Here is a 13,995-nt window from a genome sequence, read left to right as displayed (position 1 = left end):
CCTCACCTAAAGAGTGATCACGACATGGGGTGGCCCGCCGCGCCCCGCACATGGTGGCGTCCCAGCGGCACCACCATCGGCGTGCCCGACGCCGGGTCCTCCATCACCGAGCAGCGCATGCCGAACACCTCGCCGACCAGGGGTTCCGTCACGATGTCCGAGGGCCGGCCCTCGGCGACGATCCGCCCGTCCTTCATGGCGATCATGTGGTCGGCGTAGCGGCAGGCCAGGTTCAGGTCGTGCAGCACCGCCACCATCGTGGCCCCCTGCTCGTGGTTCAGGTCGGTCAGCAGGTCCAGGACGTCCAGCTGGTGGCTGGCGTCCAGGAAGGTCGTCGGCTCGTCCAGCAGCAGGATGTCCGTACGCTGCGAGAGCGCCATGGCGATCCACACGCGCTGGCGCTGCCCGCCGGAGAGCTCGTCCACCGGGCGGTCGGCGAGGTCCAGGGTGCCGGTGGAGAGCAGCGCCCGCGCGACCGCCTCGTCGTCCTCGGCGCTCCAGCGCCGGAACCACCCCTGGTGCGGGTAACGGCCGCGCCCCACGAGGTCGGAGACGGTGATCCCCTCGGGCGCGGACGGGCTCTGCGGGAGGATCCCGAGCACGGCGGCGACCTCCTTCGTCGGCATCTCCTGGATGCTCCGGCCGTCCAGCAGCACCGCGCCCCGCGAAGGGGCGAGCAGCCGGGCCATCGCCCGCAGCAGGGTCGACTTGCCGCAGGCGTTGGGGCCGACGATGACGGTGATCCGCCCCGGGGGGACGCTCACCGTGAGGCCGGAGACGATCTCGCGGTCGCCGTAGCCGAGGCGGACGTCCTCGGCTCGGAGGGTGTGCTCAGCCACGGCGCGGCCTGGCCTTTCCTTGGTCTCGTACGACTGTGTGTCAGCCACCGACGCCTCCTCGGTTGGCGCGGGCCAGGAGCAGCAGCAGATAGGGGGCGCCGATGAGGCTGGTCACCGCGCCCACCGGCACCTGGACCGACGGCAGCAGGTGCTGGGCGCCGAAGTCGGCGACCAGGACGATCAGCGCCCCGGTCAGCGCCGCGTGCGGCAGGGCGGCGCCCCGGCCCGGGACCAGGCGGCGGGCGATCGGCCCGGAGACGAAGGCCACGAAGCCGACCGGCCCGGCCGCCGCGGTGGCGACCCCGGCGAGGGCGGTCGCGCAGCCGAGCAGGGCCAGCCTGCCCGGCTCGACGCGGGCGCCGAGCCCGGCCGCCGCGTCGTCGCCGAGCTGGAGGGGGCCCAGGGCGCGGGCGGCGAGGGCGGTGAGCGGCAGGAGGACGGCGAGGGCGCTCAGCAGCGGCCACACCTGGCCCCAGGAACGGCCGTTGAGGGTGCCGGTCAGCCAGAGGTACGCCTCCTGCGCGTCGGTGGTGTCGGAGCGGGCCATCACGTACCAGACGACGCTGCTCAGCCCGGTGCCGAAGCCCACGCCGATCAGCACCAGGCGCTGGCCGGCGACGCCCTGGCGCCAGGCGAGCAGATAGATGGCGGCGCCGGCGGCCACCGAGCCGAACAGGGCGCTCCCGGACAGGGCGAGGCCGCTGACCTGGAAGAGCAGCGAGGCGGTGACGGCGACCGCGCTCGCCCCGGCGCTGATGCCGATGACGTCCGGGCTGGCCAGCGGGTTGCGCAGCAGGGACTGGAAGACGCCTCCGGAGAGCCCGAAGCCGATGCCGACGAGGATCGCGAGCAGGGCGCGGGGCAGGCGCAGTTCCAGCACGACGAACCGGGAGCCGCCGTCCCCGCCGCCGAGCAGGGTCTCCACGACCTTGCCGAGCGGCATCACCATGTCGCCGACGCTGAGCGAGAGGGCGAAGACCGCGACCACGGCCGCCAGCAGAGCGGCCATCACCAGCACGGAGCGCCGGCGCCCCCGGCCGCGTACCCCCGCGACGGTGCGTACGGCGGCGGCGAGGCGGGCGGCGTCGTCGGGCGCCTCCTGGATGCGGGTGCCGGTCACAGCTCCACCTGCTTCCTGCGGCGGACCAGCCAGATGAAGGGGACACAGCCGATCGCCGCGGTGACCACGCCCACCTGCACCTCGCCGGGCGGGGCGATGACCCGGCCGGTGATGTCGGCGACGAGCAGCATGACCGGGGCGAGCACCATGCTGTACGGGAGCACCCAGCGGTAGTCGGGGCCGGTGATGAGCCGGGCGGCGTGCGGCACGGCGAGGCCGACGAAGCCGATCGGGCCGGCCACGACGGTCGCCGCGCCGCACAGCACCACCACGGCGAGCGCGGAGGTCAGCCGGGCGAGGCCCACCCGCTGGCCGAGGCCGCGGGCCAGGTCGTCCCCGAGGGAGAGGGCGTTGAGCTGCGGGCCGAGCAGCAGCGCGAGGACCGTTCCGGCCGCGATGAACGGGGACACCTGCCACAGCACGTCCGCGTCGCGGGCGGTGAGCGCGCCCAGCTGCCAGAAGCGGAAACGCTCGTAGCTGTCGCTGTCCTGGAGCAGGACCACGCTGGTCACGGAGGTGAGCACCGCGCTGGTCGCCGCGCCGGCCAGGGCCAGCTTGACCGGGGTGGCGCCCTCACGGCCGAGCGAGCCGACGCCGTACACGAGGAGGGCGGCGAGCAGGGCGCCGAGGAAGCCGAACCAGATGTACTGGGTGGCGACCGTCAGTCCGAGGAAGCTGATCGAGCACACCACGGCGACCGAGGCGCCCGCGTTGATGCCGAGGAGCTGGGGGTCGGCGAGCGGGTTGCGGGCCACCCCCTGCATGACCGTGCCCGCGAGGCCGAGCGCCGCACCGGCCAGCAGCCCGGCCACGGTGCGGGGTATGCGGACCTCCTGGACGATGAGCTGGCCCTTGACCCCGAGGTCCGGGTGGAACACCCCGTCCAGTACGTCGCCGAGGGCCACGTCCCCCGAGCCGACCGCGAGGCTCGCCAGCACGGTCAGCAGGAGAACGGCCACGGCGGCCAGCAGTCCGAGGGCCAGGACGGGGCGGCTGCGCGCACGCCGTGGCTCCGGCGTCGCGGTCCTGTGTTCCTTCGCCGCCGGTGCCGCCTGGGGAGCCGGGCCGCTCACAGCCGGTGCACCCGGAGCGGCGGTATGCGGTTGTGCACTGTTCCTCACCCTTGCTGGTCGCCCCCGGGACGGGGCGCACCGGCAGGCATAAGTAAGGTGAGCCTAACAGTGCCAGGTCAGCGATCCGCTGCCGCGCCCCCCACAAGGTACGGAGATACCCTTGTCGAACGCCGCGCCCGTGACCGTCACCGCCGAGGCGCCCTCCCCCGGTGGAGACCCCCTGGCCGGGGCGGTGCCCCTGCGGTCGGCGGAGCAGCTGCGCGAGATCCTCGGGACGCCGTGGCCGGTGGTCATCGACAAGGTCCACGACGAGCTCACCGACGCCGACCTGGACCTCCTGGCCCGTGCGCCGTTCTGCGCCGTGTCGACCTCGGACGCCGAGGGCAACTGCGACACCTCGCCGCGCGGTGGCCTGCCGGGCTTCACCCGGGTGCTGGACGCGCGGACGCTCGCCCTGCCCGATCTGCCGGGCAACCGGCGCGGTGACAGCTTCCACAACATCCTGTCCAACCCGCACGTCGGCCTGCTCTACCTGATACCGGGCGTGATGACCGTCCTGCGGATCAACGGGCGCGCGCGCATCCTCACGGACGCCCCCTTCTTCGACGCGATGGCGGTGAAGGGCCGGCGCCCCGACCTGGCGCTGGTCGTGGAGATCGACGAGATCTATCTGCACTGCCCGGCGTCGCTGAAGCGCTCGGGCGTGTGGGCGCCGGAGACGTGGGAGGGCGCGGCCGGGAAGGCCTGAGCCGCCGCCGGAGGGATCGCGGGCGGCTAGGGCGTGTTTTGAAAGTAGCGCCGTCCGCCCGGAGGGCGGGCCCGGCGGCGTCTGGTGCGTGCGATCGCAAGGCGCGGAAATGTTCTCGTAGCGGAGCTACTAGGGCATTTCTGCAACGCCGCGAGCGTGCGTGCCAGGCGTCGCCGGGCAGGCGGGACTTTCAAAACACGCCCTAGAACCCGCCGCCGTCGAAGCCGCCGCCTCCACCGAAACCACCGCCGTCGCCGAAGCCGCCGCCTCCGAAGCCGGAGGAGTCGAAGTCGGAGCCGGAGAAGTCGCCGCCGCCCCAGTCGCCGCCCCCGCCGAAGTCACCGCCGCCGTACTCCGCGGCGTACGCCGGGGTGGAGAGCATCGAGCCGAGCATGGTGCCGACCAGCAGGCCCGGGAGGAGGCCGCCGCCGAAGTAGCCGCCGGCCCAGGGGCCGTAGGCCGGGCCCGCCTCCCAGTAGGGGCGCCGGCGGCCGTCGCCGATGTCTACGGTGCGGCTCAGGGGGGCCTCGCCCTCGCGCAGCCTGACCTCGTCGGCGCCGCAGACCGGGACCTCGCGGGCCGAGCCGCCGGACGGCGTCCACAGGACGTCCGCGACCGCCGGTCCATGGCGGGGGTCGAAGAAGCAGGGCGGGCGGCGGGCCGGGAGCGGGCGGCCCTTGCGGCGGGCCTCCAGGACGGCGAGGGAGAAGCGGCCGTCCTCCAGGGCCTGGGTCACCCCGCGCACGTCGGAGGGGTGGCGGGCGTTGCCCATGCGGGACTTGGCGTCCTCGTAGGAGTCGAGGGCGCGTTCGTAGTCGATGCGCATCGCGTCGTCCGCGCCCTTCTCGGCGGGATGGAAGTCCAGCCGGTCCAGGGTCTCGCCGTACGCGGTGATGTCCTCGTCCACGACGACCCGGAGCTTCTCCAGGGAGGCCTGTTCCTCCTCCTCCTTGCGCTTCCTGTTGCGGCGGGAGACCGCGAGCGCGGTGCCTCCGCCGAGCAGGACCACGCCTCCGAGGACGATGAGACCGGCGACGGGAAGGCCGCTGCGGCCGCCGTCGTCCGCGGAGCCGCCGGACCAGGAGGCCGGGGCGCTGCCCTGGGCCTCGTCCACGGCACGGTCGACGAAGGCGTTGAGCTGGGTGGCGGCGGAGGTGTCCGCGCCGGGTGCCTTCACGGCGGTGGTGAGGTTCTCGACGGCCCGGGTGGGCATCACCTGCGGGTCGGCGCCCGCGTCGAAGCCGTCGCCGAGGCGCACCGCGTAGACACCGGTGATCCCGGTGTCGGTGCGCAGGTTCTGCAGGAGGTTGTCGGGCGGGTACTCGGACGTCGCGGGCAGCACGGCCACGAAGACCGGCTTGTCGGCGTCCACGATCTTCTTCTCCAGGGCGGCCTCCTGGGCCGCCGAGAGCCGGCCGGACGCCGCCGGGTCGACGTAGACGGGGTCCTCGCGCAGGGCGGTGGCCACGTCGTCGACGGTCGAGGGGGCGGCGGCCTGGGCAGCGGGGATCATGGCCAGCACGGCCGCCGAGACGATCAGCAGCAGGCAGGCCCACAGGGGAGCGAACAGCCTCTTCCGCATACTCCGAAAGTAACCCGAACGGGCGACGAATGCGTCGCCCGCCCGGGTCCCTTCCATGCGGTTACGCGGTTACGCGGTTACGCGGCTGAGCGGCTACACGGCGCGGTAGGCCGCGCGCAGCTTCGCCACCGCCCCGGTGAGGTCACCGGTGAGCAGCAGGTGGTCGGCCTCGGCGAACGGCTTGGACACCGCCGCGGTCAGCTTCCCGCCGGTCCTCTGCTGGACCAGGAGCCTGGCCCGGTCCACGATCTCCTTGCCGGCCGCGGTCCTCCCGAGGCCCGCCCGCTCGGCGAGCTGGGCGGCGACGGCGAGGCCGGTGAGGGTGGCTTCGCCGCCCGCCGGGGGCTTGCGCAGGGTGGTCAGCCCCCAGCCGTAGGGGAACTGCGGGTCGTACGTCGCGTCGCCGACGTTGACCGGCAGCTGCGACTCGGACTTCGGCCAGGTCACCGGGAGCTGCCCGGTGAAGGCCCGCTTCCCGTAGAGCACGTCCGCGACCCCGTCGCCCTCGGTGCCCGGCAGCCAGGAGGCGACCAGGGCGTCGATGTCGCCGAGCCGGTCGCCGATGAGCTGGGGGCGGCCGGAGACGACGAGGACCGCGCACTTCATGGCGGCGCAGACCGTGTCGATCGCCTTCTTGTCGGCGTCGGTGAGCTCCAGGTCATGGCCGTTGCCGACGTCCCCGATGCCCTCGGCGTACGGCTTCTCGCCGACGACCACCACGCCGGCGTCGTACCCGGCGGTCGGTGCGGAGGCGTCCTGGGACCAGGTCGCCGATGAGGTGTTCTTCTCGATGCCCTCCAGGATGGTCGTGCCCGTGGTGGTGGCGCCGGAGGCACCCTGCCAGCTGATGGTCCAGCCGCCGGCCTGGTTGCCGAGGTCGTCGGCGTTGGACCCGGCGACGTAGACCTTCTGCGAGGGCTTGAGCGGGAGGACCGCGCCGTCGTTCTTCAGCAGCACCTGGGACTTGGCGGCCGCCTCACGGGCGACCGCGCGGTGCCGGGCCGAGCCGACCTCGTCCAGGTGGGTGGTGTCGGCGTACGGCTTCTCGAAGAGGCCGAGGCGGAACTTCTGGGTGAGGATCCGCGACACCGCGTCGTCGATCCTGGCCTGCTCGATCCGGCCGGCGGTGACCTCGTCCTGGAGCGTCTTCGTGAAGTCCTGGTACGCGGTCGGGACCATGATCATGTCGAGTCCGGCGTTGACCGAGGTCCTGACGTCGCTCGCGTAGTCGCCGGGGATCTGGTCGATGGCCTGCCAGTCGCTGATGACGAAGCCCTCGAAGCCCATCCGGTCCTTCAGCACACCGTTGATCATCTCGGCGTTGGCGTGCATCTTCACCGGGCCCACGTCGTCGCCGAGGACGTCCAGCGAGGAGTACGACGGCATGACCGTGCCGACGCCCCGCTTCACGGATTCGGCGAACGGCGCGAGGTGGACGGCTTCGAGCTCCTTGCGCGTGACCTTCGTGACGCCCTGGTCGATGGTGTACGAGCCGGTGGTGGACGAGCCGAACTCGGTGCCGCCGTCGCCGACGAAGTGCTTGGCGCTGGCCAGCACCTTGTCGTTGCGGCCGAGGTCCTTGCCCGACGGGCTGCCCTGCATGCCGGTGATGACCGTCTCCATGGCCTCGACCAGGGCCGGGTCCTCGCCGTACGCCTCGTAGGAACGGCCCCAGCGCTCGTCACGGGTGACGCAGACGCAGGGCGCGAAGTCCCACGGGATGCCGGTGGCGCGCACCTCCTTCGCGGTGACGGCTCCGGTCCGCTCCGCGAGCTTCGGGTCGCGGCCGGCGCCGATGCCGATGTTGTGCGGCATGATCGTCGAGCCGATGACGTTGTTGTGCCCGTGCACCGCGTCCACGCCGTAGATCAGCGGGATCTGGAAGCGGGTCGCCTGGGCGCGCAGTTGGTAGGCGTCGGTCATCTTCGCCCAGGCCTCGGGCGTGTTCGGGGTGGGCACGGAGCCGCCGCCGGAGAGCAGCGAGCCGAGGTCGTACGTGGCGATGTCGCCCTGGGACCTGAGCGCGTTGCGCTCCGCCTGGGTCATCTGGCCGGCCTTCTCGGCCGGGGACATCCGGGAGAGCAGGTCGGCCACGCGCGTCTTCACCGGGAGCTTCGCGTTCTGGTACGGCAGCCCGTGGGCGTCGATGACGACCTGGGGGTTCTCCTTGGGCGCCTTGGCCCCGGTGACGGTCAGCTCCAGCGGGATCGTCTCCGCCGACTCGGCGCCCTTGTCCTTGACGGTGGCCACGGAGACGGTGTGCGTGGTGCCGGAGGGGGTGCCCGCGGGGAAGGTGTGGGTGCCGGTGACCGGCCGGTAGTCCTTGCCGGCCTCGGCGCTGCCGCCCTTCGTCGTGTACGCGACGGTGACGGGCTCCTCGATCGGTGCCGATCCGGTGGTGGCGACGGAGATCCTGATGTCCGCCGTGCCGCCCTCCTTGACCGGGTGCACCGCGGAGTCGACGACGACGCTCGACTTCAGGGCCGGGTCGGCCTTTCCGTACAACTCGACGGCGTCCATGGCGAAGGAGCCGGGGGCGCCGGTCGGGAGGGTGAGGGCGTAGCCCCACATCTCGTTCAGGCCGAGGATCTGGTCGATGCCGCCGACGGGCTGGTAGTCGGCGCGGTAGACGAAGTCCGCGAAGGGGATCTCGACCTGGTGCCAGCCCTCCCAGTCGTCGGTGAAGGAGGTGGTCCAGAGCTCGGAGGCGCCGCCGTTGGCTCCGCCGTCCTTGATCTCGAAGTTGATCCGCCTGCCCGAACCGGGCGGCAGGGGTGCGGTGTTCTGGCCGTACCACCAGAAGCGGATGCCCTTGTGGGCCGTCCAGTCCTTCGGGGGCTGGTCGACGGCGAACTCGTGGCTGAGCCCGCCGTAGGAGCTGATGTCGTAGGTGCCCGAGAGGACCTTGGCGCCCTCGGGGGCGTCGGCGCGTTCCTCGAAGGTGAGGGCGGGGTGGTCGTCGGTGTCGCCGCCCCAGGTGAAGAGGGAGTCGGCGGGCGGGCCGCCGAGCGGGACCTCGCCCTCGAAGCGGTCGACGAGGACGGGTGCGGGATCGTCCTCGGCACCGGCCGCCGCGCTGGGGACGGCCCCGGCGAGCAGGGAGGCGAGGACGGTGGCCGCGGCGAGCGCGGCCGTGACCGGTCTCGCGCGGTGGCGGGCCCGGGTGAGCGGTGTACGGGGCATGTGCGGCTCTCTTCCGTGTGTCGGAGGTGCGGCTACTTCTGTTCGACCCGGACCCAGTCGATCTCCGCCTTCACGCCGCCCTGCGCGACCCGGTCGACGCTGGACTGCGGGAGGCCCCAGTAGGGCTGGGTCACCTGGTTCCAGCCGGCGGGATAGGCGCCGCCGAGGGCCAGGTTGAGGATCACGTACTGGTTGTGGTCGAAGACCCACTTGCCGCGCGTGGACTCCAGCTTCTGACGGGAGGTCCGCTGGACGACGCGGTCGTCGACGGTGAACGTCATGCCCTCGGGCGTCCACTCGACGCCGTAGGTGTGCCACTGGTCTGCCCGGCCGCCGTCCGGGTAGGTCTGCTGCTTGCCGATGTTCCCGTCGGCGGAGTACCCGGGGCCGTGCAGGGCGGAGCTGGTCCAGTCGCCGTAGCCGATGTTCTCCATGATGTCGGTCTCGCCCGATCCGGGCCAGGACACCGCGGGGTCGTCGACGTCGCTGCCCAGCATCCAGAAGGCCGGCCAGAATCCGTCACCGACGGGCAGCTTCATACGCGCGCTGACCTTGCCGTAGGTGAAGTCGAACTTGGTGTTCGTGTCGACGCGCCCGGAGGTGAAGTCGAAGGTGCCGTTGGGCGTGGGTGTGCAGCCCTTGCAGTACTTCGACTCCAGGACCAGGGCGCCGTTCTCGGTGCGGATGTTGTCCGGCGAGTCGACGTACGCCTGTGACTCGCCGTTGACCGGGCCCATCTCCGTACCGGTGCGCACCACCCGCCACTTGGAGCGGTCGAGGCCGGAGCCGGTGAAGTCGTCGAAGAACGTCGTCCGGTACGCGCCGCCGGTGTCCCGGGGCAGCGCCGGGTAGGCGGCGTCCGCGCTGCCTCCGGCCCCCCAGACCTGGAACTCGTAGAGCGAGTAGCCGAACTGCGCGGTGGAGGGCGCCGGGTTGTAGAAGGAGCGGCGTTCCCTGCCGAGCATCCGGACGTAGCGGCCGGTGGCGGGGGTGGAGAGGGTGATCGTGTCGTGGCGGCCCACGGCGTCGCCCGGGGACTTCACGTCGGCGCGTCTGGCCGCCACCTCGGCGGCGGACGGGCGGTGGACGGTGCGCCACGTCCTGTTGTCGTCGGAGACCTGGATCTCGTAGTCGACGGCGTAGGCGGCCTCCCAGTAGAGGTCGAGGCTGCTGATCGTGGACGTGGCGCCCAGGTCGACGCCGACCCAGCGGTCGGCGTTCCAGTCGGAGGACCAGCGCGACCGGTCGGCCTTCAGGTCCGCGGGCCAGCCGCCGTCGGTGATGTACGCGGGCGAGTTCCCGGCGTGCTGGTAGAGGTTGCCGTAGGCGGGGTGGTTCAGGGCGAGGTTGGCGCGGGTCGTCGACGCGGGGGCCGGCTCACCGCCGTACACCTGGAAGGAGAACAGGGAGTAGCCCCAGGCGGTGCCGCGCTCCACACCGCGCATCCGGACGTAGCGGCCGGTGACCTCCTGCGGGTAGGTGTGGGCGGTGACGGTGCCGCCGGTGCCGGCGTCCTCCGTGTAGAAGTCCGTCCAGTTCGTGCCGTCCCGGGACACCTCCAGGACGTACCGCTTGCCGTAGGCGGCCTCCCACTCCAGCTTCACCTGGTTGATGCGGAGGGTGGAGCCGAGGTCGATCCGTATCCAGGCGTCGTCGGCGAAGTCGCTGGACCAGCGGGTGGCGGCGTCACCGTCGGCGACGGCTCCGGGGCCCGACGCGCCGTTCTCGCTGCCGGACGCGGTGACCGCGCCGGGGTTCGCGGCGTAGGCGGCCGCCGCCCGGTCCGTGTCCCAGGCCGCGGCGGCGGCCCGGACGGCGGGGTCGGGGGCGGGTGCCGCGAGGGCCGTGGGGGCGGTGAGGGCGGCCAGGGCGGCGGCGGTGGTCACGAGTAACGTCGTACGAGAAGGCATGGGGGCACTCCTATACGGGTCGGTCCCACACCGGTCAGTCGGTGGGGGTGTTCCGGGTGAGGCGGATCGTGTCGCGGTACCACTTGGCGCTGTCCTTGAGCGTCCGCTCCTGCGTGTCGTAGTCGACGCGGACGATGCCGAACCGCTTGTCGTAGCCGTAGGCCCACTCGAAGTTGTCCATCAGCGACCAGGCGAAGTAGCCCCGGACGTCGGCGCCCTGCCTGCGGGCCTCGGACACGGCTGCGATGTGGTCGGCGAGATAGGCGGTGCGGTGGGTGTCGGGGACCGTCCCGTCGGCCGCGACGGTGTCGTCGAACGCGGCCCCGTTCTCCGTGATGACGGTCGGCAGGGCGTAGTCGCGCTGGAGCCGCAGCAGCAGCTCGGTGAGCTCGCCGGGGGTGATCTCCCAGTCCATGGCGGTGCGGGGCAGGTCGCGCTCCACGCCGCGCACGACGGGCAGGCCGTCGGTGTCGGTCGGCGAGCCGTCCTCGGTCACCCCGGAGAACAGCGCGCCCCGGTAGAAGTTGACGCCGAGGACGTCGAGGGGGGTGGCGATGGCGGCCAGGTCGCCGTCCTGGACGGGCAGTTCGATGCCCTGGGCCGCGAGGTCGTCGACGACGTCCGCCGGGTAGCGGCCGTGGACGATCGGGTCGAGGTAGAGGCGGGTGCCCATGCCGTCGGCGCGGCGGCAGGCCTCCCGGTCGGCGTCGCTGTCGGTCTCCGGGGTGGCGGTGCCGAGGTTGAGGGTGATGCCGAGCTCCAGCGGGTTGCTCCCCGCGGCCTCGCGCATCTGCCGGGCGGCGAGGCCGTGGCCCAGCAGCAGGTGGTGGACGGCGCCCATGGCGTCGCCCAGGTCGGTGCGGCCGGGGGCGTGCGCCCCGTAGGCGTAACCGAGCATGGCCGAGCACCACGGCTCGTTCAGGGTCGTCCAGTGCTCGACCCGGTCACCGAGCGCCTCGTACGCGAGCATGGCGTACTCGGCGAACCGCAGGGCGGTGTCGCGGGCCGGCCAGCCGCCCGCGTCCTCCAGCTCCTGCGGCAGGTCCCAGTGGTAGAGGGTGATCCAGGGGGTGACGCCCCGGCCCTGGAGCTCGTCGACGAGCCGCTTGTAGAAGTCGAGGCCCTTGGCGTTGGCGGGTCCCCGGCCGCCCGGCTGGATGCGCGGCCAGGCCAGCGAGAAGCGGTACGTGTCGACGCCCAGGCCCGCGATCAGCTCGACGTCCTCGGGCATCCGGTGGTAGTGGTCGCAGGCCACGTCGCCGTGCTCCGCGTGGTGCACGGCGCCCGGTACGCGGCAGAAGGTGTCCCAGATCGACGGGGTGCGGCCGTCCTCCGCGACCGCACCCTCGATCTGGTACGAGGAGGTGGCCACGCCCCAGCGGAAGTCGGCAGGGAGTCCCTGGACGGCGGCGGGCTGCAGGCTGCTGCGGGGCGTGACGAGGTTCATGGTTCTCCGTAACTCCGGTTCTGCTGTGGGGTGGTGAACGTCGGTGCGGATGGTCAGTGGTGCAGCCAGCAGGCGACCTCGCGGTCCTGGCCGGGCTCCGGCGCGGCGAGGACCGGGACCCGCTGGGCGCACGGCTCGAAGGCCTTGCCGCAGCGGGGGTGGAAGGCGCAGCCGGCGGGCATCGCGGACAGGTGCGGGGGCGAGCCGGGGATACCGCTGAGCTCGCGCCGGGGTCCGTGCAGCGCGGGGAAGGAGTGCAGCAGGCCGTCGCTGTAGGGGTGGCGGGGGTCGCGGTAGATCTCGGCGGCGCCCGCCTGCTCCACGATCCGGCCGCCGTACATGATGGCGATCCGGTCGGAGAACTCGATGAGCAGCGAGATGTCGTGGGTGATGAACACGACGGAGAACGAGAGGCGTTCGCGCAGCTCGACCAGCTTGCGCAGGATCTGCCGCTGCATCACCACGTCGAGGGCGGTGGTGGGCTCGTCCATGATGACGATCTCGGGTTCCAGCGCGAGCGCCATCGCGATCATCACGCGCTGGCGCATGCCGCCGGAGAGCTGGTGAGGGTAGGCGGCGAGCCGGTCGGCGGAGATGCCGACCAGGCCGAGGAGCTCCTCGGCGCGTGCGGTGCGCTCGGCCTGCCGCATGTCGGGGCGGTGCGCCTTGAGCACGTCGGTGAGCTGGCTGTGGACGGTGTGCACCGGGTTGAGGGAGTTCATCGCCCCCTGGAACACGATCGACAGCTCCTGCCAGCGGAACGCGCGCAGCTCCTCCGGGGTGAGCGAGAGGATGTCGACGGGTTCGGCGCCCGGCCGGTGGTAGTGGACGTCGCCGCCGGTGATCACCCCGGGCGGGGAGAGCAGCCGGGTGACGGCGTACGCGAGCGTGGACTTGCCGGACCCGGACTCGCCCGCCAGGCCCAGGACCTCGCCGCGGTGCAGGGTGAGGTCGATGTCGCGCAGGGCACGGACACCGCTCGCGCCGGTGCCGTAGTCGACGTTCAGGCCGCTGATGGTGAGGATCGGCTCGGCGGTCATGCGCTGTGCTCCTTGCTGGGCGTTCCGGGCGACTCGGGGGCGGCCGGCGCCTCGGGCGCGGTGGTGCGGGCCACCGGGGTGAAGGCGGGCGGCGTGGGCGTACCCGTACGGGCGACCGGGGTGAATCCGACCCGCATCCGGACCTTCCGGGAGGCGCCCGTCGAGGTGCGCAGGCGCGGGTTGACGAACTCGTCGATGCCGAAGTTGATCAGCGAGAGCGCGGTGCCGAGCAGGGCGATGCACAGTCCGGCGGGCACGAACCACCACCAGGCGCCCTGGGCCAGGGCCTGGTTGGACTGGGCCCAGAAGAGCACGGTGCCCCAGTTCCAGTGGGAGATGTCGGCGACGCCGATGAAGGCGAGGGTGATCTCCGAGAGGACGGCGAAGATGACGGTGCCGACGAAGCCGGACGCGATGACGGCGGTGAGGTTCGGCATGACCTCGAACAGGATGATCCGCCAGGTGGACTCGCCGGTGGCCCGGGCGGCCTCCACGTAGTCGCGGCGCCGGAGCGACAGGGTCTGGGCGCGCAGCACGCGCGCCCCCCAGGCCCAGGAGGTGAGCGCGATGACGGCGGCGATCAGCAGGTCCCCGGTGTCCTCGACGAAGCTCGCGATGATGATGATCAGCGGCAGGCCGGGGATGACGAGGAAGATGTTGGACAGCATGGAGAGGATCTCGTCGGCGGCTCCGCCGAGGAACCCGGCGCTGACCCCGATGAGCACGGACAGCACGGTCGCGAGGATGCCGGCGAGGAATCCGACGAACAGCACCCCGCGGGTGCCGACCAGGATCTGCGAGAGGACGTCCTGCCCGGTCTGCGTCGTCCCGAACCAGTGGTCGCCGGACGGCGGTTGCAGCAGCTGGTCGCTCATCGCGTCCGGGTCGTACGGCGCGAGCCAGGGGCCCGCCACGGCGAGGACGACGAAGAACGCGAGGATGAGCAGCCCGGTGCGGGTCTTCCCGCCGCGCAGGAAGCGGAACCTGGCCCGCGAGGCGGCGGGCGCGGCGTCGCTGACGACGACGACGTCGGTGGTGGTGGTGACGGACATG

General features: G+C 72.5%; 10 protein-coding genes. 1 reads left to right on the top strand and 9 read right to left on the bottom strand.

Annotated features, from left to right (window positions below; genetic code table 11):
- Positions 1–17: 17 nt before the first annotated feature.
- From ACZ607_RS16755 to ACZ607_RS16745, 3 genes are read right to left on the bottom strand one after another with little or no spacing between them, the layout of a single operon-like run.
- Positions 18–839: an ABC transporter ATP-binding protein gene (locus ACZ607_RS16755; RefSeq protein ID WP_469735593.1), complete on the bottom strand. Its 822-nt coding sequence runs from the start codon at positions 837–839 to the stop codon at positions 18–20.
- A 40-nt stretch (positions 840–879) separates the two neighbouring features.
- Positions 880–1,959: a FecCD family ABC transporter permease gene (locus tag ACZ607_RS16750; RefSeq protein WP_469735423.1), complete on the bottom strand. Its 1,080-nt coding sequence runs from the start codon at positions 1,957–1,959 to the stop codon at positions 880–882.
- On the bottom strand, positions 1,956–2,942 hold the full coding sequence (locus ACZ607_RS16745) for a FecCD family ABC transporter permease (RefSeq protein WP_469735592.1): 987 nt from the start codon (positions 2,940–2,942) through the stop codon (positions 1,956–1,958). Before ACZ607_RS16745 ends, ACZ607_RS16750 begins: the two co-directional genes overlap by 4 nt.
- 250 nt (positions 2,943–3,192) lie before the next feature.
- Here ACZ607_RS16745 and ACZ607_RS16740 point away from each other — a divergent pair, with 250 nt between their 5' ends.
- On the top strand, positions 3,193–3,780 hold the full coding sequence (locus ACZ607_RS16740) for an MSMEG_1061 family FMN-dependent PPOX-type flavoprotein (protein WP_469735422.1): 588 nt from the start codon (positions 3,193–3,195) through the stop codon (positions 3,778–3,780).
- 202 nt (positions 3,781–3,982) lie between these two features.
- On the opposite strand, the gene ACZ607_RS16735 is transcribed toward ACZ607_RS16740, so the two are convergent.
- The 6 genes from ACZ607_RS16735 to ACZ607_RS16710 all read right to left on the bottom strand — a co-directional run bounded on the left by ACZ607_RS16735 (position 3,983) and on the right by ACZ607_RS16710 (position 13,994).
- Positions 3,983–5,362: a hypothetical protein gene (locus ACZ607_RS16735; protein ID WP_469735421.1), complete on the bottom strand. Its 1,380-nt coding sequence runs from the start codon at positions 5,360–5,362 to the stop codon at positions 3,983–3,985.
- Between the two features lie 93 nt (positions 5,363–5,455).
- Positions 5,456–8,545, bottom strand: a complete 3,090-nt coding sequence (locus ACZ607_RS16730) for a glycoside hydrolase family 3 N-terminal domain-containing protein (protein ID WP_469735420.1) — start codon at positions 8,543–8,545, stop codon at positions 5,456–5,458.
- 32 nt (positions 8,546–8,577) lie between these two features.
- Positions 8,578–10,455, bottom strand: coding sequence for a discoidin domain-containing protein (locus ACZ607_RS16725; protein ID WP_469735419.1), 1,878 nt, complete (start codon positions 10,453–10,455; stop codon positions 8,578–8,580).
- Between the two features lie 34 nt (positions 10,456–10,489).
- Complete coding sequence (locus ACZ607_RS16720) at positions 10,490–11,902, bottom strand: GH1 family beta-glucosidase (RefSeq protein ID WP_469735418.1); 1,413 nt, start codon at positions 11,900–11,902, stop codon at positions 10,490–10,492.
- A gap of 53 nt (positions 11,903–11,955) precedes the next feature.
- Positions 11,956–12,942, bottom strand: a complete 987-nt coding sequence (locus tag ACZ607_RS16715) for an ABC transporter ATP-binding protein (RefSeq protein ID WP_469735417.1) — start codon at positions 12,940–12,942, stop codon at positions 11,956–11,958.
- Positions 12,939–13,994 (bottom strand): ABC transporter permease, encoded by a 1,056-nt coding sequence (locus tag ACZ607_RS16710; protein WP_469735416.1) that lies wholly within the window; start codon positions 13,992–13,994, stop codon positions 12,939–12,941. The genes ACZ607_RS16715 and ACZ607_RS16710 overlap by 4 nt, the downstream gene beginning before the upstream one ends.
- Position 13,995 lies beyond the last annotated feature (1 nt).

This window comes from Streptomyces sp. NPDC104381 (genome assembly GCF_055583745.1).
This window is presented reverse-complemented; position numbering and strand designations above follow the sequence as displayed.

Bases quoted from the DNA above. Each gene is read 5' to 3' on its own strand.
- ACZ607_RS16735 (WP_469735421.1), bottom strand. From the start codon at position 5,362: ATGCGGAAGAGGCTGTTCGCTCCCCTGTGGGCCTGCCTGCTGCTGATC.
- ACZ607_RS16730 (WP_469735420.1), bottom strand. From the start codon at position 8,545: ATGCCCCGTACACCGCTCACCCGGGCCCGCCACCGCGCGAGACCGGTC.
- ACZ607_RS16725 (WP_469735419.1), bottom strand. From the start codon at position 10,455: ATGCCTTCTCGTACGACGTTACTCGTGACCACCGCCGCCGCCCTGGCC.
- ACZ607_RS16720 (WP_469735418.1), bottom strand. From the start codon at position 11,902: ATGAACCTCGTCACGCCCCGCAGCAGCCTGCAGCCCGCCGCCGTCCAG.
- ACZ607_RS16715 (WP_469735417.1), bottom strand. From the start codon at position 12,942: ATGACCGCCGAGCCGATCCTCACCATCAGCGGCCTGAACGTCGACTAC.
- ACZ607_RS16710 (WP_469735416.1), bottom strand. From the start codon at position 13,994: ATGTCCGTCACCACCACCACCGACGTCGTCGTCGTCAGCGACGCCGCG.